General features: G+C 68.2%; 22 protein-coding genes. 5 read left to right on the plus strand and 17 right to left on the minus strand.

The annotated features are described in order from the left end of the window. Nucleotides 1-273: 273 nt before the first annotated feature. The gene (locus B4V06_RS17190; protein ID WP_498170765.1) at nt 274-918 is read right to left on the minus strand and encodes an FAD-dependent oxidoreductase; all 645 of its coding nucleotides are present in this window, start codon (nt 916-918) and stop codon (nt 274-276) included. A gap of 310 nt (nt 919-1,228) precedes the next feature. Here B4V06_RS17190 and B4V06_RS17195 point away from each other — a divergent pair, with 310 nt between their 5' ends. The 3 genes from B4V06_RS17195 (at nt 1,229) to B4V06_RS17205 (ending at nt 5,255) form a co-directional block, all read left to right on the plus strand. After that, nucleotides 1,229-2,986 (plus strand): 2-oxoacid:acceptor oxidoreductase subunit alpha, encoded by a 1,758-nt coding sequence (locus B4V06_RS17195; RefSeq protein WP_123114324.1) that lies wholly within the window; start codon nt 1,229-1,231, stop codon nt 2,984-2,986. 3 nt (nt 2,987-2,989) lie between these two features. Continuing rightward, nucleotides 2,990-3,853, plus strand: a complete 864-nt coding sequence (locus B4V06_RS17200; protein ID WP_123114323.1) for a 2-oxoacid:ferredoxin oxidoreductase subunit beta — start codon at nt 2,990-2,992, stop codon at nt 3,851-3,853. Nucleotides 3,854-4,019: 166 nt separating this feature from the next. Further along, nucleotides 4,020-5,255, plus strand: a complete 1,236-nt coding sequence (locus B4V06_RS17205) for a digeranylgeranylglycerophospholipid reductase (RefSeq protein WP_498170768.1) — start codon at nt 4,020-4,022, stop codon at nt 5,253-5,255. A gap of 110 nt (nt 5,256-5,365) precedes the next feature. Here B4V06_RS17205 and citZ read toward each other — a convergent pair whose 3' ends face one another. The 6 genes from citZ to alaS all read right to left on the minus strand — a co-directional run bounded on the left by citZ (nt 5,366) and on the right by alaS (nt 14,229). Continuing rightward, complete coding sequence (gene citZ / locus B4V06_RS17210; protein ID WP_123114321.1) at nt 5,366-6,520, minus strand: citrate synthase; 1,155 nt, start codon at nt 6,518-6,520, stop codon at nt 5,366-5,368. A gap of 126 nt (nt 6,521-6,646) precedes the next feature. Further along, complete coding sequence (locus B4V06_RS17215; protein ID WP_123114320.1) at nt 6,647-8,545, minus strand: PINc/VapC family ATPase; 1,899 nt, start codon at nt 8,543-8,545, stop codon at nt 6,647-6,649. Between the two features lie 102 nt (nt 8,546-8,647). Further along, the gene (locus B4V06_RS17220) at nt 8,648-9,364 is read right to left on the minus strand and encodes a type 1 glutamine amidotransferase (protein ID WP_123114319.1); all 717 of its coding nucleotides are present in this window, start codon (nt 9,362-9,364) and stop codon (nt 8,648-8,650) included. Nucleotides 9,365-9,562: 198 nt separating this feature from the next. After that, nucleotides 9,563-10,309: an SDR family NAD(P)-dependent oxidoreductase gene (locus B4V06_RS17225; RefSeq protein ID WP_498170771.1), complete on the minus strand. Its 747-nt coding sequence runs from the start codon at nt 10,307-10,309 to the stop codon at nt 9,563-9,565. Between the two features lie 318 nt (nt 10,310-10,627). Continuing rightward, nucleotides 10,628-11,431, minus strand: a complete 804-nt coding sequence (locus B4V06_RS17230) for an alpha/beta fold hydrolase (RefSeq protein ID WP_498170773.1) — start codon at nt 11,429-11,431, stop codon at nt 10,628-10,630. 17 nt (nt 11,432-11,448) lie between these two features. Further along, nucleotides 11,449-14,229 (minus strand): alanine--tRNA ligase, encoded by a 2,781-nt coding sequence (alaS, locus tag B4V06_RS17235; RefSeq protein ID WP_498170775.1) that lies wholly within the window; start codon nt 14,227-14,229, stop codon nt 11,449-11,451. Between the two features lie 164 nt (nt 14,230-14,393). On the opposite strand from alaS, the gene srp19 reads away from it, so the two are divergent. Further along, nucleotides 14,394-14,672, plus strand: a complete 279-nt coding sequence (gene srp19, locus B4V06_RS17240) for a signal recognition particle subunit SRP19 (protein ID WP_092563260.1) — start codon at nt 14,394-14,396, stop codon at nt 14,670-14,672. Nucleotides 14,673-14,674: 2 nt separating this feature from the next. Then, complete coding sequence (locus B4V06_RS17245) at nt 14,675-14,905, plus strand: H/ACA ribonucleoprotein complex subunit GAR1 (protein ID WP_123114315.1); 231 nt, start codon at nt 14,675-14,677, stop codon at nt 14,903-14,905. Nucleotide 14,906: 1 nt separating this feature from the next. Here the strand turns inward: B4V06_RS17245 and B4V06_RS17250 are convergent, their stop codons facing one another. The 10 genes from B4V06_RS17250 to B4V06_RS17295 form a co-directional block, all read right to left on the minus strand. Continuing rightward, a complete protein-coding gene (locus B4V06_RS17250) occupies nt 14,907-15,242 on the minus strand; it encodes a hypothetical protein (RefSeq protein WP_498170778.1) in 336 nt (111 codons plus the stop codon). Between the two features lie 118 nt (nt 15,243-15,360). Beyond that, complete coding sequence (locus B4V06_RS17255) at nt 15,361-16,893, minus strand: NADH-quinone oxidoreductase subunit N (RefSeq protein WP_498170779.1); 1,533 nt, start codon at nt 16,891-16,893, stop codon at nt 15,361-15,363. Beyond that, nucleotides 16,886-18,418, minus strand: a complete 1,533-nt coding sequence (locus B4V06_RS17260) for a complex I subunit 4 family protein (RefSeq protein ID WP_176329329.1) — start codon at nt 18,416-18,418, stop codon at nt 16,886-16,888. Before B4V06_RS17260 ends, B4V06_RS17255 begins: the two co-directional genes overlap by 8 nt. Then, entirely contained in the window at nt 18,415-20,457 is a 2,043-nt protein-coding gene (nuoL, locus tag B4V06_RS17265) for an NADH-quinone oxidoreductase subunit L (RefSeq protein ID WP_123114312.1), read from the minus strand. Before nuoL ends, B4V06_RS17260 begins: the two co-directional genes overlap by 4 nt. A gap of 1 nt (nt 20,458) precedes the next feature. Further along, nucleotides 20,459-20,779 carry an NADH-quinone oxidoreductase subunit NuoK gene (gene nuoK, locus B4V06_RS17270; RefSeq protein WP_123114311.1) on the minus strand — a complete coding sequence of 107 codons (321 nt, stop codon included), beginning with the start codon at nt 20,777-20,779 and terminating at the stop codon, nt 20,459-20,461. After that, nucleotides 20,776-21,126, minus strand: coding sequence for a hypothetical protein (locus B4V06_RS17275; protein WP_123114310.1), 351 nt, complete (start codon nt 21,124-21,126; stop codon nt 20,776-20,778). The genes nuoK and B4V06_RS17275 overlap by 4 nt, the downstream gene beginning before the upstream one ends. Further along, nucleotides 21,123-21,389, minus strand: a complete 267-nt coding sequence (locus tag B4V06_RS17280) for an NADH-quinone oxidoreductase subunit J (RefSeq protein WP_123114309.1) — start codon at nt 21,387-21,389, stop codon at nt 21,123-21,125. The genes B4V06_RS17275 and B4V06_RS17280 overlap by 4 nt, the downstream gene beginning before the upstream one ends. Before the next feature lie 49 nt (nt 21,390-21,438). Then, nucleotides 21,439-21,900, minus strand: coding sequence for a NuoI/complex I 23 kDa subunit family protein (locus tag B4V06_RS17285; protein WP_123114308.1), 462 nt, complete (start codon nt 21,898-21,900; stop codon nt 21,439-21,441). 1 nt (nt 21,901) lies between these two features. Further along, nucleotides 21,902-22,975 carry a complex I subunit 1/NuoH family protein gene (locus tag B4V06_RS17290; RefSeq protein WP_123114307.1) on the minus strand — a complete coding sequence of 358 codons (1,074 nt, stop codon included), beginning with the start codon at nt 22,973-22,975 and terminating at the stop codon, nt 21,902-21,904. Continuing rightward, the coding region (locus tag B4V06_RS17295; protein ID WP_498170783.1) for an NADH-quinone oxidoreductase subunit D-related protein at nt 22,975-23,666 on the minus strand (692 nt) is incomplete at its 5' end. The genes B4V06_RS17290 and B4V06_RS17295, both read right to left, overlap by 1 nt.

Genomic DNA, 23,666 nt, shown 5'->3' on the forward strand with positions numbered 1-23,666 from the left:
GGGAGGCGTGAGGTGCGGTACTGTGCGGGGCGGGACTCAAAGGGGCAGCCGGGAGGCGGGCGCAGACGACGCAAGCACTGGAGGGAGTGAGCGAAGCGAACGACCGAAGCGCGCAGCGAGTGTGCGCCCGCCTCCCGGCTGGGGCTTTGAAGCTGTTCGCCGACGATCCGCAATCAATTATTTATAAGCGAGCGGCTGGGGCTTTGAAGCTGTTCGCCGTCGATGCGCGATCCGCTATTTATAAACGGTCACCCTGAGCGAAATACGTCAAGTTTAGCCGAAGTTTTCGACCTTCGCGGCGTCGGCGTCGCCGCCGGCGGCCTCGATCGCGGCCTCGGCGTCGGCCACCAGATCGGCGAAGCCGTAGACAAAGACCGTCTCGCCCTCGGTGCCCGTCAGCGCCTCGGCGACCGCGTCGTCCAGTTCCTCGTCGGCGCCAAGCAAGTGGACCGCGCCCCCGCGCTCCTCCAGCCGTTCTAACCGGTCCGCGTGCGACACGTCGTCGTCGCGGTAGACGACCGCGGCCTCGGCGCCGTCGTCGAGCGCGCGCTCCGCGATGGCGACCGCCGGCCCGACGCCCGGACCGCCCGCGATCACGACCGCTCGCGGCTCGCCGTCGTAGTACTGGTCGCCGAACGGGCCGGAGAGCGTCATCTCCGTGCCCGACTCGACGCCGGCGAGGAACGCGGAGAAGTCGCCGCCCTCCTCGGGGTCGATTTCGACCGTGACCTCGAAGGTGTCGCCGACCGTCGGCGACGAGAGAGTGTAAAACCGGGCGACCGACTCGCCGTCGATCTCCGTGCCGAGCTTGACGAACTGACCGGGTTCGGCGGCGAACCCGTCCGGCGCGTCGAACCGGAGGGCATACGTGTCGCGGCCGACCGACTCGACCGCGCTGACCGTCGCTGTCGTGTCCATACCACCGATCCGGTCGGCGGACACAAACGTGTTCCCGTCCGCGCCGGCGCCCGCCTCGCCGTCGAGCGCGACCCGCGCGGAGACGCGCCCGCGTCCGCCGAACTCGTTCGACGAACGTCGAAACTCGCACCGACGAGAAGGGTCGATCGTGAGGAAAGTGGAAAACATTCGTCCACTCAGGTTCCGTTAATGACGGCAAGTCACGCCTATATGCGACAATATTCGCGAGGAGGTGTACGTACGTTCGAAAACGCTCCGGTGACTCCTTCCAGAAGTCTTTTGATGAGTCCGGCGAAAACTGCGTCATAGTATGGCCGCGGACTTCAACTGGGCCGTCGGCGGAGAGGCCGGCGACGGCATCGACTCGACCGGGAAGATCTTCGCGCAAGCGCTCTCTCGGGCGGGTCGACACGTGTTCACGTCGAAGGACTTCGCCTCGCGGATCCGGGGCGGCTACACCGCCTACAAGGTGCGAACCTCCGTCGACAAGGTACAGAGCGTCGTTGACCGGCTCGACGTGCTCATCGCGTTGACTCCTCGGACGATCGAGGAGAACCTCGAGGAGCTCCACGAGGGGTCGGTGATCATCTACGACGGCGAGCGGACCACGATGCAGGACGTCGAGATCCCCGACGAGATGATCGGGATCGACGTCCCCCTCAAGCGGCTGGCCGAGGAGGCCGGCGGCGCGATCATGCGGAACGTCGTCGCGCTCGGCGCGGCCTGCGAGGTCGCCGAGTTCCCCATCGAGAACCTCGACTCCGCCCTCGAGAAGCGGTTCGCGGACAAGGGCCAGAAGCTCGTCGACAACAACAAGGAGGCCGCCCGCGCGGGGCGGTCGTACGTCGCCGAGGAGTTCGACCACGAGTTCGACTACGACTTAGAGACCACCGACGAGGACTACGTTCTCCTCAACGGCGACGAGGCCATCGGGATGGGCGCCATCGCGGCCGGCTGCCGCTTCTACGCCGGCTACCCGATCACGCCCGCGACCGACGTGATGACGTATCTCACCGGTCGGATCGAGCGTTACGGCGGCCACGTCGTGCAGGCGGAAGACGAGCTCTCCGCGATCAACATGGCCCTCGGCGCGGCCCGCGGGGGCGCGCGATCGATGACCGCGACCTCCGGCCCCGGGATCGACCTGATGACGGAGACGTTCGGGCTCATCGCCACCTCGGAGACGCCGCTCGTCATCTGTAACGTGATGCGCTCGGGTCCCTCCACCGGGATGCCGACGAAACAGGAGCAGGGCGACTTAAACCAGATGCTGTACGGCGGCCACGGCGAGGTGCCGCGGTTCGTCCTCGCGCCGACGACGATAGACGAGTGCTTCTGGAAGACGGTCGAGGCGTTCAACCTCGCCGAGAAGTACCAGCTCCCCGTCTACCTCACCGCCGACCTCTCGATGGCGGTCACCGAGCAGACGTTCTCCCCGGACACGTTCGATATGGACGAGGTGGAGGTCGACCGCGGCTTCGTCGTCGACGAGGCCGACATCGACGACCACATGAGCGACTCCGGCGGCTTCCAGCCCCACGAGATCACCGACGACGGGGTCTCGCCGCGGGCGTTCCCCGGCACGGCCGACGGCGCGCACATGTCCACCGGCCTCGAACACGACGAGCAGGGCCGCCGGACCGAGGACACCGAGATGCGCGTCGAACAGGTCGACAAGCGCAACCGGAAGGTCGAGACGGCCCGCGAGCGCGAGGACTGGAGCCCGCGCGAGTTCGGCGACGCCGACGCCGACACGCTCGTGATCACGTGGGGCTCGAACGAGGGCGCGCTCGCCGAGGCGGTCGACATCCTCGACGACGAGGGGCAGGACGTGCGGGTGCTCTCGGTCCCGTACATCTTCCCGCGGCCGGACCTCTCCGAGGACGTCGCGGACGCGGAGACCGTCGTCGTCGTCGAGTGTAACGAGCAGGGACAGTTCGCGGACCTGGTCGAACACGACGTCTTAGAGCGCGTCGACCGGGTGAACAAGTACAACGGCGTGCGGTTCAAGGCCGACGAACTCGCAGCGGAGATCAAAGCGACCCTCGCGGAGGGGGCGGAGGCGTAACCAATGAGCTCAGACATTCGATTCACCGACTTCAAGTCCGACAAGCAGCCGACGTGGTGCCCGGGATGCGGCGACTTCGGGACCATGAACGGGATGATGAAGGCGCTCGCGGAGACGGGGAACGACCCCGACAACACCTTCGTCGTCGCCGGCATCGGCTGCTCCGGAAAGATCGGCACGTACATGCACAGCTACGCGCTCCACGGCGTTCACGGGCGCGCACTTCCGGTCGGGACCGGCGTCAAGATGGCCCGCCCCGACATCGAAGTGATGGTCGCCGGCGGCGACGGCGACGGCTACTCCATCGGTGCGGGCCACTTCGTCCACGCCGTCCGGCGCAACGTCGACATGACGTACGTCGTGATGGACAACCGCATCTACGGGCTGACGAAGGGGCAGGCGTCGCCCACCTCCCGGGAGGACTTCGAGACGTCGACGAGCCCGGACGGGCCGAAGCAGCCGCCCGTCAACCCGCACGCGCTGGCGCTGGCGTCGGGCGCGACGTTCATCGCGCAGTCGTTCTCCTCGGACGCGCTCCGCCATCAGGAGATCATCCAGAAGGCGGTCGAGCACGACGGGTTCGGCTTCGTGAACGTCTACTCGCCGTGCGTCACCTTCAACGACGTCGACACGTACGACTACTTCCGCGACTCGCTCGTCGACCTGAAGGAGACCGACCACGACCCGACCGACCGCGAGGACGCGAAGGACGCCATCCTCAACTCCGAGCAGGAGTATCAGGGCGTCATCTACCAAGACGAAGACTCCGTGCCGTACCACGAGCAGCACGGCGTCGACGAGGACATGTCCGTCATCCCGGACGGCGCGCCGGAGGGCGCGACGGACCTGGTCCGCGAGTTCTACTGACGCCGCCACCGCCGTTCCGAGCCGTTTTTTCCGAGACCGACGATCACCGGGACCGCCGACATTCCGACCTCCCTCGATAGCCAAATTTCGGCGACCGAGCCGGGTCAGGGCCCGTTCGCGACCCGTTTCAGCAAGCCTAATTACGTGGGTCCGAATTACGTGGTATATGGTTGATCGCTACGACGTCGTTATCGCGGGTGCCGGACCGGCGGGCGCGCAGTGCGCCCGCGATCTGGCGACGCGCGGCTACGACGTCGTCGTTCTCGAAACGGAGCCGGAGGCCGAGTTCCCCCGCCAGAGCAACAAGTCGACCGCGGGGACGTTCCCCTCGATGATGTCCGCCTTCGGGATCCCGGACGACGTCGTGATGTCGTACACCGACGACGTGGTGTTGGAATCGCCGAACAGCTACTACGAGAGCTACCAGCCCGGCGCCGTCCTCGAGTTTGCCGACTTCAAGCGCTTCCTCGTCGAGGACGGTCGCGAGAACGGGGCGGAGTACCGGTTCGACTCGCGCGTCTCCCGCCCGATCCTCGACGACGACGGCGTCATCGAGGGCGTTCGGTACGACGGCGACGAGGAGGTGTACGCCGAGGTGGTCGTCGACGCCACCGGCCCGGCCGCGCCGATCGCGAGCGCGCTCGACGTGGTCGACTTGGAGCGAGAGAATCAGGCGATCGGCATCGAGTACGAGATGGAGGGCGTCGAGATGAACCACCCCGAGTACGCCGACCTGCGCCGGGCGATGATGCTCCGGCTCGACCACGACATCGCGCCCGGCGGCTACTCGTGGATCTTCGCCACCGGCGAGGACACCGCGAAGGTCGGCATCTGTTACATCCAGAACGACCGCCACCGCGAGTTCGCGAAAGAGGGGAAGACCGTCGACGGCTACCTCGAGGACTGGATCGAGCGGGACCCGCGGTTCGCCGACGCCGAACAGATCGACGACGCGGTCCACCGCGGCTCCGCGCACATCCAGATGCCCGACGCGATGCACACGGACCGGTTCCTCGCGATCGGCGACACCGTCCCCACCATCGACCCGCTGTGGGGAGAGGGGATCCACAAGGGGATGAAGTCCGCCCGCGCGGCGGCGTCCACCATCGACCGGTGTCTCACCGACTCGGAGCGGCGCGTGGACGCCGAGAGCCTCGCCGTCTACGAGCGGCTCTGGCACCGGGACGTGGCGCCCCGGATGCGCTCCCGGCTGATGCTCACCCGGCTGTTGTACCTCGCGCCGAACGAGCGGTACGACCGGTTCATGGAGGACCTCCGACGGACCGACGACGATACGCTGGAGAAGGCGAACCAGGGCGATAAGTCCGCGATGGCGAAGCTGCTCCACCTCGACGACCTCCCGCTGCTGGCGAAGTTCGCCCGCGAGCGGATGGGGTCGTAGCGCGTCTATTCATCACGGCTACTTCCAGCGTCTGCGTATACCGTCTACTTACACCGTCTATTTATAACGAGTATAAAAATCGCACGCGCGTCGAGAGACCGCGGCGCGGCCTACCGTTCGTCGATCGGGACGAGCTCGGCACTCTCCGGCCCGGTGTACCGAGCGCGCGGGCGGATAAGCCGGTTGTCGGCCTGATACTCGACCATGTGAGCGATCCAGCCGCCGGCGCGGCTCATCGCGAAGATGGGCGTGTACATGTCGACCGGGATCCCGAGCGAGTCGTAGACGGAGCCGGAGTAGAAGTCGACGTTCGGGGCGATCCCCTTGTCGAGTAACCCCTCCTCGGTCAGGTACTCCTCGATGGCGGTGGTGTAGTCGAGCCACTTCGTGTCGCCGGACGACTCGGAGAGGTCCCGCAGCTTCTCTTGAAGGATCTTCGCGCGGGGGTCTTTCACCTTGTACACGCGGTGGCCGAAGCCGGGGATCCGCCGGCCGTCCTCGCGGGCGTCTGTCACCCACGAAACCGGGTCCTTCGACGACTCGTCGATCTCGTGGAGCACCTCCATCACGTCCTGGTTCGCGCCGCCGTGGAGCGAACCGGAGAGCGCGCCGATCCCGCCGGTGACGCCGGAGTAGACGTCGGCCATCGTCGAGCCGATCACCATCGCGGTGAACGTCGAGGCGTTGAGCCCGTGGTCGGCGTGGAGCGTCAGGGCCATGTCGAACGTCTCCTCGCTGACGTCGTCCGGCTCGGCCCCGGTGAGCATGTAGAGGAAGTTCCCGGCGTACGAGAGGTCGGGGTCCGGCGCGACGGGCGCTTCGCCCTGCCGCGCGCGCTCGAACGCCGCGAGGACGGTCGGGATCTTCGCCGTGATACGACGGCCCTGCCGCCGGGCCCGCGCCGTGGCGTCGCCGTCGTCGTCCGCGTCGGCGTCGGGGTCGTACGCCGACAGCATGGAGGTGGCCGTCCGGAGCGCGGCCATCGGTCGCTCGCCCGCGTCGGCGAGCGTCCGGACCGTCTCGAGCACGTCGTCGTCGACGGCCCGCTCCGCGGCCAGGTCCGCGGTGAACGCGTCGAGCTCCTCGCGCGTCGGCAGCGAGCCGTGCCAGAGGAGGTACAACACCTCCTCGTAGCTCGCGCCGCGAGCGAGGTCCTCGATGTCGTACCCACGGTACACGAGCTTGCCGACCTCGCCGTCGACGTGGCTCAGCTCCGACTCCGCGACGAGGACGCCTTCGAGCCCGCGCTTTAACTCGTCTGACATGCTGTGACCTTCCGACCACCGCCAAAAAAGCGTTATCTTTCAGGAGGGATAGCGTACGACGATCGACGAACGTAGTGGAGTCGAACGACGGCAGAAGTTGGGAGTGCCGAGAGTGCGTCGGCCGCCTCAGCGCGCCGGAACGACCGTCACAGTCCGTTTGCGGTCGATCGCGTCCTCCAGCTCCTCGGCGATCGCGGAACCGCGGGACACCTGGACCTCGCCGCCGCGGCCGACGGTGGCGGTGAAGAGGTACTCGCCGTCCGCGCGCACCTCCACCGTCTCGCCGACGCCGTCGTCGACGTCGATGACGACGTGTCGAGAGGTGATCTCCGGCTGGACGACGGTCCCGCGCTCCTCGCCGACCTGCCCGCCCCGACCCTGCCCGTTGCCGCCGCGTCCGCCGCCGGAGCCGTCGGCGCCGTCGCGTCCCTCCGGCTTCTCGTCGTGGGTGCGGACGTCGATCTCGATGCCGAGCCGGTTCTCGATGTCGCTGATGCGGCCGCCGCCCTTGCCGATGACGGTGCCGATGTCGCCCTCGGAGACGTAGACGATCGCCTCGTCGTTCCCCTTGAGTTCGACGTCGACGTGACCGTGCGCGACCGACCGGATCTCGCGTTCGATCTCCTGTTTGGCGATGCGGCCGACGCCGCTCTCGCTTTCCCCCTCGCCGTCCTCGTCGTTCAGCGGGACCGTGACGACCTGCCGGTTGAAGGTGTAGATCTCGTACTCCGGGCGACCGGTCTCGAAGTTCGACACCTGGATGACGGGGCGCGCGAGGTCCTCGGCGGTGAGCCCCGCCGGCACCTTCACCTCGGTCGTCACGTCGTAGACGGTGTGGACCTCGCCCGCCTCGATGTACACCACGGTGTCGACGATCTGCGGGATCATCCCGAGCTCGACGCGGCCGACGAGCCGCTGGAGCGCGTCGATGGCGCGAGAGGCGTGGACGACGCCGACCATCCCGACGCCCGCCATCCGCATGTCCGAGAACACCTCGAAGTCGTTCGTCTTCCGGACCTCGTCGTAGATGGTGTAGTCGGGGCGGACCAAGAGGAGCGAGTCCGCCGTGTTCTCCATCTCACCGCCGAGCGCGCCGTACTGAGTGATCTCCGGACCGACCTGGAGGTCGCGCGGCTTCTCCATCGTCTTCACCGCGTAGTCGCTGTCGTTGAGGAACTCCGCGACCGCCTGCGCGAACGTCGACTTCCCGGCGCCGGGCGACCCGGAGATGAGCACGCCGCGCTTCCGCTCTTTGAACCGCTCGCGGAGCTCGTCGGCGAACTCGTAGTCGTCGAGCGTCGTCTTCGCGATCGGTCGGACCGCCGTGACCTCGATGCCGTCGGCGAACGGCGGCCGCGCGACCGCGATCCGGTAGTTCCGGAACTGGACGATGTCCATGCCGTCGTCGGAGAGCTCGATGAACCCCTCGTTAGACTGGCGCGCCAGGTCGACGATGGCGGTCGCCCACTCGTCCATCTGTTCCTCGCTCGTCGGCGCCTCGTCGATGGTGACGTACCGCATCTCGCCGAGGCTCCCGCGTTTCGCCTTCGGCTTCGTCCCCGTCTTGAGGTGGACCGACATGGTCTCGTCGGTGAAGAAGTCCTGAATCGGAAGCTCGTCGACCACGCCGCGAGCGACCGGCTCGACGTACTCGACGTCGATCCCCTTCGCGCGGGCGACCTCCGCCTGCACGATGTCGCTCGAGAGGAGCGTCGCGTCGTGGTCGGCGGCGATCCCGCGGATCAACGCGTCGACGTCGCCCTCGTGGGCGTGCGACCGGGCGTCCCCGTCGGCGCGCTCGCCGACGTACCGCAGCTCGATCGTTCCCTCGTCGGCGAGATCGGCGAGCCGCTTGAGCTCGCTCAGACCGTCCCAGCCCGACTCCAGCCCGTCGTTCGCCTGCGACTCCAGCTCGCCGACGACGGCCTCGGGGACGAGCACCGTGGCCCCCTCGTAGGTCCCGTCCGCGACGTGTTCGGACACGCGGCCGTCGACGACCGCACTGGTGTCCGGTACTACGTTCATACCGTGGTTCCGGGCGGGAACGGTATAAGGGTGTTCGACCCGGGTGGTATCCCCGAACGCGCGGTCGAAACGGTCCCGCGACCGCGGCCGCGACCCGACCGATCAGTCGTCGGCGGCGGCCGGGGACGCCCGCTCCGTTCGGAGCCGCCGGGCGTACTCGGTGAAGTTGTCGAACAGCCCCTTCGCCTCGCAGGCGGCGTCGTGTGCAACCGGAGTGATCTCGTCGAGGACGGCGTCCACGCGCGCGTCGCCGAGCCGCTCGCGTTTCCCCTCGGTGACCTCGCGTGCGGTCTCGACGTCGTACTCCGGGTGGAACTGCACGCCCCAGCAGTGGCCGTCGCGGAACGCGTGGACGCCGTGGTCGTTCTCGGCGAGCAGCGTCGCGCTCGGCGGCAGATCGACCACCGTGTCCCCGTGAGTGGTGAACGCGGTGAACTCCTCGCCGACCCCGTCGAACAGCTCGTCGTCGCCGCGCCGACGGACATCGTTGTATCCGATCTCGAAGCCGTCCATCCCCGCCACGCGCCCGCCGAGCGCCTCCGCGAGCACCTGGTGGCCGTAACAGACGCCGAGCACCGGGACGCCGGCCGCGGCGGCGTCCGCGACGTAGTCGACGAGTGGGGGGATCCACGCCTCGTCCCAGTAGACGGACGACCGCGAGCCGGTGACCACCACGCCGTCGAAGTCGGTGTGATCGGGGAGCTGACCGTCCGTCGCGTCGAACTCGACGAGGGCGGCGTCGAGCTCCCGGCGGAAGTTCCGCCGGGTGTTCGCGCCGTCGTGGGCCGCGTTCAGCAGGGCGAACCGGAGCCGTGTCATTAGCCGCACCGAGGCGCGACGGACGCAAAACGGTTGCGGCGACGGGAAGCCCTACCGGCGTCGGGGAGGGCAATCGTCGCCTGTCGCTCCCCGCGTTCCGCCGTCGGGCTCGGTCCGTGGACGCCGCCGCGCCGGTTCGACGCCGAGTGTCCTCCTCCCCCGACGGCGGCGGAGTCGCCACGCCGTCCCGGTGTCGGATCAGTCGACGAGCCACCCGCCGTCGACGTCGACCGCGGTGCCGTGGACGAACGAGGCCTCGTCGCTCGCGAGGAACGCGACGACGCTCGCGATCTCCTCGGGATCGGCGTACCGGCCGGCGGGCGTGTCGGCCGTCATCGCTTCCAAGTCCTCGATCATCTCTTCGGTCATCCCCGTCTCGACGGCGCCCGGACAGACGGCGTTCGCCCTGATTTCGGGGCCGTAATCGTGTGCGAGCTGTTTCGTGAAGCCGATCAGGCCGTGTTTGGATGTCGTGTACGCGGCCCCGCCTCCCCCGGCGACTTTGCCGGCGACGGACGCCGTGTTGATCACGACCCCCTCGTCGCTCCCGTCTCGGAGAGCGGGGAGCGCGGCGCGGGTGAGGTAGAACGGCCCCGTCAGATTCACGTCCAAGATCCCGTTCCAGAGATCGTCGGTGGTCTCTCCGACGGGCGCGAAGTCGTCGAGGACGCCGGCGTTGTTACACAGCACGTCGATCGTGCCGTACTCGTCGACGGTCAGATCGACGACGCGCTCGACGCTTTCGGTGTCCGTCACGTCACCGTCTACCGCGATCGCCTCCCCGCCGGCCGATCCGATCGCATCGGCGACCGACGCTGCGCCGTCGGCGTCGATGTCGACGACGGCCACCGCCGCGCCCGCATCGGCGAATTCGTGCGCCATCGATCGACCCATCCCCGACGCCGCACCGGTGACGACGACGACGCTGTCAGATAAGGTTACCATGACTAAATGTTTATGTAATTATTAATAATGCTACTTGCTATTCTCATCCGGTGGAAACGAATGCAGCCGCCGGGTAGAAACGAACGCAACCGCCGTCTCACGGCGAGACACGGCGACGACAGTCGTGAATCGTCCGGTCGATCACCCCTGCCGTGAGACCCACGAACGCCACCAGACGCACGACCGCCGGGAGATGAGATCACCTCGCAGAGTGAGCGAATCTCCGTCAGCATCGAGTAAGATTTGTCGACGATCACGACACCGTGGCATCGGCACCCACTGGCCGCCGCTCCAGCGTCCCGGCCCGGCCGCAGACAGTCACGTCACCGTGTCGGTCGCGTGTTCGGCGAGCCACCCGACCAGCGCGTCGTTGACCGCGGCCGACGCCTCGACGCCGACGAGGTGGCGCGCCCCCTCGACCGCCTGGAGCTCGCCGCGGGGGAGCCCCTCCGCGAGCGTCTCCGCCGCCGTCATCGGGCACACGGCGTCGTCGGTCCCGTGGACGACGAGCGTCGGCGTCGTGATCTCGTAGAGCCTGTCGGTGATATCGAACGACTCGACGGCCGCGCGGTGGGCCTCGAACGTCTCGCGGCCGGCGTCCTCGGCGAGCCGCCACTCCGCGATCCGCGGGAGCGCGTCCGGGTGCGCCTCGCGGAAGTCGACGGAGACCAGCCCGCTGAGCGACCCCTCCACCGCCGCGGGGTCGGACGGGTCGGCCCACACCCCGCCGGCGTTGTAGGCGTCGCCCGACGGCGGCGTGCCGACGACCGTCAGGCTCGCCGGACGCGAGGAGGCGAGGGCGGCCGCGAGCGCGACCATCCCGCCGAGGCCGTAGCCGACGAGGTGGGCGTTCCGGACCCCCTCCGCGGCACACACCGCGTCGACGTCCGCGGCGAGGTCTTCGACGGCGTACGGACCGGGCGGAGCGTCGGACTGTCCCACGCCGCGCGTCTCGGGCGTGATCACCGTGTGCGGCCCGGCGAGCGCGGCGTGCTGCCAGCCGAACTGCCACGCGCCGAGCCCCACGTCACCGCAGAACACCACCGCCTCGTCGGGATCGCCCGCGTCCGGCGCGTCGACCTCGTATCGGATCGAGACGCCGCCGTTGGTCGCGTGTGGCATGGGAGGTTGGGGTGTCGTCAGGCCTCCTGCAGGCTTCGTAGCACGTCCGGCGCCGCCGCGAGCGCGTCGTCGAGCGCGTCCGCGTCCGGCCCGCCGCCCTGCGCGAAGTCCGGCGGTCCGCCGCCGCCCCCGCCGACGCGGCCGGCGAGCTCGGAGACGACCTGCCCGGCGTTGACGTCGACGCCGTCGGGAACGCCCACCACGAAGCTCGCGGAGCCGTCCGCCCCGCTGCCGACGACCGCGACCTTCCCGTCGTCGACGTGGGCGTTCGCGGTCGCGCGCAGCTCGTCGGCGTCGCCGTCGAGCCGCTGTATCACCGCGGTGGCTCCGCCGATCTCGACCTCCTCGGCGTCGGCGCCGCCGGAGGCCCGCGCGGTCGCGAGCTCCTCTTTCAGCGACTCGATCTCCTTGCCCCGCGCCTTCCACTCCTCGAAGAACCGCTCGGCGGTCTCGGGGACGTCGAGCGGATCGACGTCGAGGGCGTCGGCCGCGTCGTACAGCGCGTCCTCCGTGCGCTGGGTCGCGTCGATCGCCGCGCCGCCCGCGGCGAACACGATGCGCTCGACGCCGTCCTGAACCGGCTCCGTCTTCAGCACCTTCACGGCGCCTATCTCGCCGGTACGGTCGACGTGCGTGCCCGCACACGCCTGCACGTCGGCGTTGCCGACGTGGATCAGCCGGACGTTCGTTCCCGGCGGGACGCCGCCCTGATACAGGTCGAAGCCGTGTTCGGCCTCGGCCTCGTTGCGGTCGGGCCACTCCTGACGCACCGGCACGTCGTCGCGGACGAGCTCGTTGGCGACGCGCTCGATGCGCTTGACCTCCTCGCGGGAGATCCGCTCGTAGTGGCGGACGTCGAGCCGCGAGGAGTCGATCCCCTTCTGGGCGCCCGCCTGCCGGACGTGCTCGCCGAGGACCTCGCGGGCGGCGTGGCCGATCAGGTGGGTCGCCGTGTGGTGCGCGCGGAGCCGGTCGCGGCGGTCGCCGTCGACCTGTCCCTTGACGAACTCGCCTTTCCCCGGGTCGGCGTCCGTCCGGTGGAGCACGACGCCCCCCTCCTCCTGTACGTCGACCACGTCGACCGCCGTCTCGCCGGCGGTGAGCTGCCCGCGGTCGGCGGGCTGACCGCCGCCCTCCGGGTAGAACATCGTCTGGTCCAAGACGACGTCGTACCCCTCCTCGCGCTCGAAGACGTCGAGGACGACGGCCTCGAACTCGGTGCGGCCTTGGTCGTCGTAGAACAGCTTCTCCGTCTCGGGGAGCTCGCCGAGCCGCTCGTCGGCCTCGTCGCCGCCCTCGTCTGCGTCGGCCTCCTCGTGGCGGTCGGCGACGAGCGCGTAGAAGTCGTCCGGGACGTCGACCGTCGCGCCGCGCTCGGCCGCGATGTCGGCGACCATGTCCGGCTGGATCCCGTGGGAGTCGTACAGCTCTAAGAGCGTCTCTGTCGGGATCGGCTCGCCGGTGCCGGCGTACTCGTCGGCGAGCGACTCCACCTTGCGGGAGCCGCGCTCGAGCGTCTCGCGGTACTTCCGCTCCTCGGTGCGGACGATCTCGCGGATCGTGTCGCGGTTCTCGTAGCCGAGCCGCTCCGCCTGCATGTCGACGAGCTCGTCGAGGGGCGCGTCCACGTCGACCTCGTCGACGAGCCGCTTCGTCCGGCGCAGCACCATCCGGGCGAGGTAGCCCGTGCCGACGTTCGAGGGCACGATCCCGTCGCCGAACATGTACGCGAGCGTCCGGGAGTGGTCGGCGATCGCGTAGATTGATTCGAGGGGTTCGACGAGCTCCCGCAGTCGCTCGACGTCGACGTCGAGGCGGTCGGCGATATCGCCGCGCGCGTCCTCCACGTCGTCGACGTCGTCGATATCGAGCCGGCCGGAGAGCTTCGCGGCGCGGTGGACGAGCTCCTGTTCCGCCTCCGTGTGCTCGATCCCCGCGTTCTCCTTTAAGAAGTCGATCGCGTCGGGGTAGACGGCCTCGTACACGGTCGCCGTCCCCTGGCTCATCCACGTCCACCGCTCGAGCCCGTAGCCGGTGTCGACGATGTACGTGTCCATGAACGAGTACGTGTGCCCGTCCTTCATCTCGTAGTCGCCGTCGGGGTCCCGCTCCATGCACATGAAGACGAGCGTCGCCAGCTCGGCGCCTTTATAAATAACCTCGATGGCGGGGCCGGCGTTGCCGCCGCCGACCCACGGGTCCTCGATGTAGGTGATCTCCTCGAGATCCGCGCCGAGGCTCTCGAACAGCTCGTCGCAGTACGCGACCGTCTCGTCTTTCCAGTACACCTCGCCGTGATAGGCGTACTCGTCCTCGTCGACCTCCTCGCGGGTGTTGAACGCGTGGTGGGCCATCATCTCGAACGCCATCGTGTGCCGGCCCGTCTTGCCGACGTTGTCGATGTCCTGCATCCGGATGCACGGCTGCGAGATGGTGAGGGGATTCGCGGGCGGCGGCGTCTGCCCCGACGTGACGAGCGGCTGGAAGTCGTAGATCGACGCCTGCGTTAAGAGCACGTCGTCGCGCCAGCGGTTCGCCGCGACCGGGTACGGGTCGATCCGCTCGTGCCCGTGCTCCTCGAAGAAGGAGAGGAACGCCTCCCGCATCTCCGACAGCGAGTGCGGCTCCGGAAAACCGGGGTCGTCGATGAAGCTGTAGTCCTCGCACGGCGGCTCCCCGCAGAGCTCGCGGTCGCCGTCCCGGGTCCAGAAGTGCGCGCCACAGGAGGGACACTCCTTCCGGACGAACCCCTCCTCCTCGAAGTAATCGAGACGGTACTCCGCTTCGAGATCGCTCATTACAGGAACGTGACCCGTGTTCGTCCAAAAGGGTTCCGGGGCGGCCCGCGGGCGGGCTACCGGGGCGAGCGCACCGGGGACCGCCCGAGCGCGCCCCGGACCGTCCGCCGACCGCGACCGCGCGGGTCCGAAACGACCTTAGGCCGCGCGCTCGCCTCTCCGGTATGGTCGAGAACGTCGTCTATCCCGCGTACTTCGACGCCGAGCGGTCGCGCTCGGAGGGCCGTCGCGTCCCGACGGATCTTGCGGTCCCCGAGCCGACCGTCGACGAGATCGCCAAGGCGGTCCAGCAGGTCGGCTACGACGCGGTGATCGAACGCGACAAGACGTATTCCCGCGAGTTCGAGCCCCGAGGCGCGGTGGTCGTCCGAGGCACCGAAGACACCGCGAAAAACGACCTCGTGCAGGCGGTCGCCGCCTACCTCGGGGTCATCCGAGAGTGACGATGCGGCGCGTCGGCACCGTCGTCCGCACCGCCGGGGGGCTCGCGATCGCCCGCGGCGACCGCGGCGAGGAACCGCCGCGGATCGGCGCGGCCGTCGTCGACGAGTCGCTCTCGACGGTCGGCCGCGTCGTCGACGTGTTCGGCCCCGTCGACAGGCCGTACGTGGCGGTCACGCCGAGCGACGACGACGGGCTCACGTCTCTCGTCGGCGGGAAGCTGTACGCGCGCTGACTCAGTCCCCGGCCGCCGCCTCCCCTTCTCCGGCCGCCGCCTCCCCTTCTCCGGGCGACGCCTCTCCGTCGACGACGGAGAAGTCCGCCAGCGTCTTCGTCGAGCGGACGAGCCGCTCCGAGACCATCAGCTTCTCCGTGCGGTCCAGCCGCGCCCAATCGAGCTCCGCGGGTGGCGACTCCTCGAACGCGCGGAACTGCTGAAACACCGCATCGTTGACGAACCGCTCGAACGAACCGCAGTTCGGACACGTCACCGAGAGGTGCGACGTGTCGAACGCTCGGCTCACGGTGTGTTCCAGGCAGTTCAGACAGCGGTACGTCCGATTGCTACTCATACCCGGATCGAGGGGCCGGACGCGGGAATACCTGGGGGTACCGGACGAGCGATCGAAGCGGGACGGACGAGGAGACCGAACGGAGCGGAGCGAAAAACGGCACCGGACCGCGAGGCCGCTAGAACAGCGCCGACGCGGCCGCTTCGGCCGTCTCGATGACCGGACCGAAGCCGGGCAACAGCAGCACCGTCGCGACCGCCGCGAAGACGACCGCGGCGTACAGCGCCGTCGGCCGCACGTCGATCGCGTCCAGCGCAGTCGGCGACGCGGGGTCGTCGATGAACAGCGCCTTCACGACCCGGCTGTAGTAGTACAGCGAGATCACGCTGTTGACGGCGCCGACGGCCGCCAGCCACACGAAGCCGTTGTCGATGGCTCCCATGAACAGGAAGTACTTCGAGAAGAAGCCGGCGAACGGCGGGAGGCCGGCCAGCGAGAACATGAACACGGCCATCGCCGTCGAGGCGACGGGCGCACGCTTGGCCAGTCCGGCGTAGTCCTCGAAGGTCCGGCCGACGCCCCACCGCTCCGCCATCGCGACGAAGAGGAACGCGCCGGTGTTCATGAACCCGTAGACGAGCAGGTGCGCCATCGCGGCGCCCATCACCGCGCCGTTGCCGCTCCCGTCGGCCGTGAGCGCGGCGACGCCGATGAGGGCGTAGCCGGCGTGGCCGATCGAGGAGTACGCGAGCATCCGCTTGACCTCCTCCTGGACGGCCGCCGCGAAGTTACCGAGCGTCATCGTCACGGCCGCGAGGATGCCGAACGCGAGCACCCAGTTGATGTCGGCCGACAGCGACGCGCCGACCGGGAACGCCTCCGTGAACACGCGGAACGCGACCACGAAGCCGGCCGCCTTCGACGCCGAGGAGAGGAACGCGCTCACGGGCGCGGGCGCTCCCTCGTACGCCTCCGGCGCCCAGAAGTGGAACGGGACGGAGGCGGTCTTGAACGCGACGCCGCCGAGGATCATCACGATCCCGAGGCCGGCGATCCCGCTCCGGCTGTCGAGGCCGTCAGTGCCCGCGGCGATGTCGCCGAGGACCCCGGCGACGTCGCCGAGCATCAGCGACCCCGTCGCGGCGTACACCAGCGAGATGCCGAACAGGAATATCGCCGAGGAGAGCGCCCCGACGAGGAAGTACTTCAGGCCAGCCTCGACGCTTCCGCGGTTCTGCTTGAGGAACGCGACGAGCACGTACGACGGCAGCGACACCATCTCCAGGGCGACGAACACGACCGCGAGCGAGTTCGCGACCGCGAGCAGCGACATGCCGGTCGCCGCGAACAGCGTCAGCGAGTAGAACGTCGCCGGGTTCGGGTGGTCGTGGAAGTAGTCGTGGGCCGCGACGACGACGAGCGACGTCACGGACGCGAAGATGGCGGTGAAGAACAGCGCCATGGTGTCCACCTTGACCGCGTCGGCGAACAGCAGAATCGCGCCGCCGGTGTCGCCGCCGCCGGTGCCGGAGGCGACGAACCACACGGTCGCGGCCAGCGAGGCCAGCGCGCCGAGCGCGCTCACGACCGCCATCGAGGTGTTCGACCGCGTGTCGGGGCTGAGGGTGTCGACGAGCAGCAGCGCGAGCCCGGTGAACGCGAGCAGCAGCACGGGCAGCAGCGCCGTCACCTGCGGGAGCGTGTTAACCATTAATGCTCACCCCCTCGACCACGGGAACGGCAGCGTCACGGATCATCTCGAAGAAGATGTCGGGCGCGACGCCGAGCACGATGATCGCCGCCAGAAGCACCGCGAGCGGGGCGACGTCGTGGAACGGCGCGGGACCGATCTCGTAGTCGGTCGCGAGCTCGAACGGCCCGAACAGCGTGCTCTGCATCGCCGACAGCAGGTAGCCGGCGACGATGACGATGCCGAACATCGCGAGCGCCGTGAACACCGGCGCGTACGGGAGCGCCGGCGCGGAGAACGACCCCACGAAGATGAAGAACTCGCCCGCGAAGCCGGCCATCAGCGGCAGTCCCATGTAGCCGAACGCGCCGGCGACGAGGATGCCGACCGTCACCGGCATCCGGTCGGCCATGCCGGCCATGTCGCCGACCATCCGCGTGTGGGTCGCGTTGTAGACGACGCCGACCGCCATGAACATCAGCCCCGAGATGAGGCCGTGCGCGACCATCTGGAACGTCGCGCCGCCGACGCCGTACTCGGTGAACACGATGAGCCCGAGGATGACGTACCCCATCGACGAGACGGAGGAGTAGGCGACGATGCGCTTGAGGTCCTTCTGCGCGAGCGCCAGCATCGCGCCGTAGATGACGCTGATAACGGCGATCGCCGCGATCGGGATCGCGAGCGCGGACGCCTGATCGGGGAGCATCGTGAAGTTGAACCGGAGCAGCGCGTACGTCCCCATCTTCAGGAGGACGCCCGCCAAGAGCACCGACACGGGGGTCGGCGCCTCGACGTGGGCGTCCGGCAGCCACGTGTGGAACGGCACGATCGGGACCTTCACCGCGAACCCGAGGAACATCGCGAGGAACGCGACCATCGCGAGCCGGCCCGGTGAGATACCGAACCAGGTCTCGAGGCCGCCGTCCGCTATCGCGGCCGTGATTTCCGGGAGCGCGAACGAGCTCACGGAGTCGCCGAGCGCGAACGTCAGCATCATGAACCCGATGAACATCAGCAGCGACGCCGCGTTCGTGTAGACGAAGAACTTGATCGCGGCGTACTTCCGCCGGGGACCGCCCCAGATGCCGATGAGGAAGTACATCGGGACGAGGACGGCCTCCCAGAAGACGAACCAGAGGAAGAAGTCCAGCGCCGTGAACACGCCGAGGAGGTTCGCCTCCATGAACAGCATGAGCCCGTAGAACTGGCTCTGCCGCGAGTCGATCGGCGTCCACGCGCTGAGGATCGCCAGCGGGACGAGGAACGTCGTGAGCACGACGAGCGGGAGGCTGATGCCGTCCAGCCCGACGAACCACGAGACCGAGCGGCCGCCGACTTCGAGCCACTCGATCTGCGTCTGGTAGGCGATTTCGCCGCCGGTGAGGGCGTTGCCGGAGCCGTCGAAGCCGGACCAGAGGTATAACGACCCGACAAAGGGGATCAGGCTCAGGGCGAACGCGAGCCGGCCAGCCCACTCGTTCGGCGAGAGCAGGACGACGAGCGCGCTTGCGAACGCCACCGCGATGAGCGCTTCGAGTATCACACGAACCACCCCCCGGTGACGCCGAGCACTAAGATTAGCGCGACCAGCCCCAGCGTGAGCAGCGCGGCGTACTGCGAGACGACGCCGTTCTGGACCTGCCGGATCCGGTCACCGCCGATGAGACTCACCGAGGAGACGCCGTTGACGACGCCGTCGATGATGCCCTGGTCGAAGGTGTCGGCACCGCCGGCGACGTCCTCGGTGCGATACGCGAGCCATACCTGCAGTTCGTCGAGGTAGTAGTTGTTGTACAGCACGTCTTTGATCCAGCCGAGTTTCGCCGTGTGCTCCGTCGGCGACGGAACGTTGTAGAGCCGCCACGCCACCAGCAGACCGGTCAGCGCTAAGCCGAGCGAGACGGCCGCGCCGACGAGCACCGTGGCGACCTCGCCGCCGACGATGTACTCGCTGCTGTACGGCCCGATGTCGGCGTAGTGGTGCGAGGAGAGCCCCTCGATACCGCCCCAGTGGTTATCCAGCCAGAGGTGGAGCAGGTCGATCCCCTCCAGGCCGAGGACCTTCTGGACCGGCACCATGTTGATGAAGCCGGTGACGACCGCGAGCGCGCCCAGCACGGTCAGCGGCCCCTTGACGTTCCAGCGAACGGGTTCGGGGTCGCGGGCGGTCGCGCTGCGCGGTTCGCCGTGGAAGGTCAGGAACACCATCCGGAACGTGTAGAACGCGGTGACGGGGACCGCGAGCAGTCCCATCAGGTAGCCGCCGAACAGCAGCGGCTCGCCGGGCGCGTGGACGAGCGCCTCGTAGAGGACCTCGTCTTTCGACCAGAAGCCGGCGAACGGGAAGATGCCCGCGAGCGCCAGCGACCCGGCCAGGAAGGTGTAGTAGGTGACGGGCATCTTCGATTTGAGCCCGCCCATGTCCCACATGTCCTCGTTGTGGTGCATCGCGATGATCACCGCGCCCGCGCCGAGGAACAGGAGGGCCTTGAAGAACGCGTGGGTGGTGAGGTGGAAGACCGCGGCCACGTACCCGCCCGCGCCGAGCGCGAGCATCATGTAGCCGTACTGCGAGATGGTGGAGTACGCGAGCACCTGCTTCAGCTCGTCTTTCACGAGCCCCATCGTCGCCGCGAACAGCGCGGTGAATCCGCCGATGAAGGCGATCACCGCGAGCGTCGTCGGCGTCAGCGCGTAGAAGCCGTACATCCGCGCGACGAGGTAGACGCCGGCCGCGACCATCGTCGCGGCGTGGATCAGCGCGGAGACGGGCGTCGGGCCCTCCATCGCGTCGGGGAGCCACGTATGCAGCGGGAACTGCGCGGACTTCCCGACGACGCCGCCCAAGACGAGCAGGCCGACGACGGTGAGCCACGTCTGCAGGTCGACGCCGCCGGGCGTCCACGCGACCGAGCCCTCACCGGCGAGCGCCGCCTCGGCGAGCGCCGGGAACGACTCCGGTCCGGCGAACTGCGCGGTGCCGAACGTCCCGATGACGGCGACGACGCCGATCAGGAAGAAGTAGTCCCCGAAGCGGGTGACGAGGAACGCCTTCTTCGCCGCCGACGGCGGGCCGGGCTCGCGGAAGTGGAACCCGATGAGCAGGTACGAGCAGAGCCCGACCAGCTCGAAGAACATGAACGCCATCAGCAGGTTGTCGGCGACGACGAATCCGAGCATCGACGCCGTGAACAGGCCGAGCCCGGCGTAGTAGCGCGGAAGCCCGGTCTCGCCCTCGTCGTTCATGTAGCCGAGCGAGAACACGTGCACGAGCAGCGCGACGAGCGTGACGATGACGAGCATCAGCGCCGACAGCGGGTCGACGAGGATGCCGAACGAGAGCTCGACGTCCGTCGGGCCGATCCCGCCGGCGCTCGCCCACGTGTAGAGCGTGCGGTTCGCCGCCTCGCCGCCCGCGACCGTCGCGAGCACCCACAGCGAGAGCAGGAACGAGCCCGCCGTCGCCGCGATGCCGCCGAAGGCCCCTCCCTTGGGGAGGTACTTGCCGGCACCGAGCGCGATCAGGAACGAGAAGAACGGCAGGAGGACGATCGCCGGAACGTATGAGAACACATCTATCATGTTACCACCTCATCTCCGTTGGAACGGTCACGTCTGTGACACCGAAGTTGCGGTACAACACCAGGATGATGCCGATACCGATCGCGACCTCCGCGGCGGCGAGCGCGATGACGAACAGCGCGAACACCTGTCCCGTCAGGTCGCCGTAGTACAGCGCGAAGGCGACGAAGTTGATGTTCGCCGCGTTCATCATGAGCTCGACGCTCATCAGGAAGTACAGTGCGTCGCGCCGCGTGAGTATACCGAACAGGCCGATACAGAAGACACCGGCCGCGAGCAGCAGGTACCACTCCGGCGGGATCGAGGAGGCGACGGCGGTCACTGCCGCTCACCCCCGTCGGTGAGCGCCTGCCCCACGGCGGCGATAATCGAGCCGCCCTCCTCGCGCTTCGCCAGGTACACCGCCCCGTCGACGGCGACGTCGAGCGCGACGGCGGCGATCAGGAACGCGGCGAGGAACCCCTCGGAGGGGATCGTCGCGACGTCGTACGCGCCGAGATTGAACAGAGCGTACCCGATGTTGTGGACGACCGACGCGTCGGCCGGGAATCCGGCTCCCTCCGCCGCGAAGTCGGCCGACAGCGTTGTCAAGGCCATCGTCCCGAACAGGAGCGCGACCGCAACAGCGGGCACGAGACGCCCGCCCCGCTCCGAGTTATCGTCGCTCATGCGCTATTCACCTCCGTTTCCGTGTCCGATCGCGTGAGCATCACACCGAACGTGACCAAGATCAGAACCCCGCCGACGTAGACGAGGATCTGCATGGCGGCGATAAACTCCGCCTGTAACATCACGTAGTGCACTGCGACGCTCGTCAGGGCTCCGCCCAGCAGCAGCGCGGCGTGGAACACGTCGCGCGCCAGGACGACCCCGAGGCCGAACGCCAGCGTGACTGCGGCGAACAGCCCGAACGCGATGGTAGCATAAACCATTGTGTTTGTCTCCTATGAGAACCCCTTTGAAGATTTCGAGACGCGCCCGCTACTGGTAGTCGACCTCGCCGTCGCCCTCCCCGACCCACGCACCGCGATCCGGGTTCCGGGACTCCAGCGGATCGATCCCCTTGTACCACGGGACGTTCTTGAGCTGTTCTTTGTTGAACACGAAGTCGTCCTTCGTGTCCGCGGTGAACTCGAAGTTCTGCGTGAGGATGATCGCGTCAACGGGGCAGACCTCCTCGCAGAGCCGGCAGTAGATGCACTGCCCGATGTGGAGGTTGTACTGCTCCCCGTTGCGCTGGTCGTCCTGCACGATCTGGATCGTGTCGTTCGGACAGACGTTCTCGCACTGGCGGCACCAGATGCACCGCTCCTGGCTGAACTTGTGGACCCCGCGGAACCGCGGGCTCACCTCGGGCGCGTCCTCCGGATATTCCACCGTGAACGTCGACCCGTCCAGCGCGTGTTTCATCGTCGTCGCCATGGATTTCATGAGTCCGATCATGTTACGCGATCACCCCCACGATTACGGCCGTGAGCACCAGGTTCGCGAACGACAGCACCAGCATTCCCTTCCAGCCGATCTCGATCAGCTGGTCGATGCGGACGCGCGGCAGCGCGGAGCGGGCCCACTGCGTGAACAGGAAGAAGCCCCAGATCTTCACCACGAACCAGATGAAGCCGATGCTCTCCGGGCCCGGCCCGGAGGCGCCGCCGAGGAACGTCACGGCGAGAATCGCGCCGCCCAGGAAGATGTGGACGAACTCGCCGAGGTAGAACAGCACGAAGTACGCGGAGGAGTACTCGGTCTGGTACCCGGCGACGATCTCCGTCGGCGCCTCCGGGATGTCGAACGGGTTCCGTCCGATCTCGGCCATGTTCGCCGTGAGGAACAGGACGAACGCGAACGGGTTCACGAAGGCGTACCAGGCCGGGATGTCGATCCCGGCGATCGTCACCAGCGTCGTCGTCTGCGCGCCGACGATGCCGCTCATCTGGAGGGTGCCCGCGAAGATCACGACCGACATCGCCGTGACGATGAGCGGGATCTCGTACGCGAGGTTCTGCGCGACGGCGCGGAGCCCGCCGAGCAGGGAGTACTTGTTGTTCGACGCGTAGCCGGCCATCACCAGCGAGATCGAGGCGATGGAGGCGAACGCGAACACCAGCGCGAACCCGACTTCGGGGTCGGCGAGGTGGAAGTTGATCGGGCCGAGGCGACCCATCGGGATCACGGAGAATCCGAGCAGCGCAGAGGCGGGAAGGATGATCGGGGCGATGTCCCACGAGGGACGGTCGACGCCTTCGGGGACGATAAGCTCCTTCGCGAGCAGCTGGACGGCTGACGCCGGGATGATCAGGAGGCCGAACGGCCCGATCCGGTTGACCGCGATCCGGTCGGTGAACGCCGCCGTGATCTTCCGTTTCGCCCACGGACCGGCGACGCCGGTGAACGCGAGGACGATGTTTCCGACGACGGCCGCCGCGATCAGCGCCGCGACGACCTCGCCGAGCACGCCCGGCAGCCCGAACGTCTCGACGAGGAACTCGGGGAACAGCTGTGCGGGTGCCGTCCCCATCAGCGGTCCACCTCCCCGAGAACGATGTCGAGGCTCCCGAGCGCCGCGATGACGTCAGGGATGTACTCGCCGTTGGCCATCTCCGGCAGCGTCTGGAGGTTCGAGAAGCACGGCGACCGGATCTTGAACCGGCCCGGCTTGTCGGTGCCGTCGGAGCGGATGTAGATGCCGAGCTCGCCCTTGGCGCCCTCGACGGCGCGGTAGATCTCGGCGTCGTCGTCCGGGCGGAGCGTGCGGGGCACGTTCGCCTGAATCGTCCGTTCGTCCTCCGGCCAGTCCTCGAGCAGGTCGACGCACTGCTCGATGATCTTCGCGGACTCCTCGACCTCGCGCATCCGGACGAGCAGCCGGCTGAAGTTGTCGCAGCCGTCCTCGGTGACGACGTCCCAGTCGAGTTCGTCGTAGTAGCCGTACGGGTCGTCGCGACGCAGGTCGTAGTCGATCCCCGAGCCGCGGGCGACGGGACCGGTCGCGCCGTAGTCTTTCGCGACGTCCGGCGGGAGGATTCCCGTGTCGATCGTCCGCATCTGGAAGATCTCGTTGGAGGTGACGAGGTTGTGGTACTCTTCGACGGACTCCGGCAGCTGGTCGAGGAAGTCGCGGGTCTTCGAGAAGAACTCCTCGCGCGGCTCCGGCAGGTCCCAGACGACGCCGCCGAGCCGGAAGTAGTTGAACATCAGCCGCTGGCCCG

The organism is Halorubrum sp. B53 (assembly GCF_059752395.1).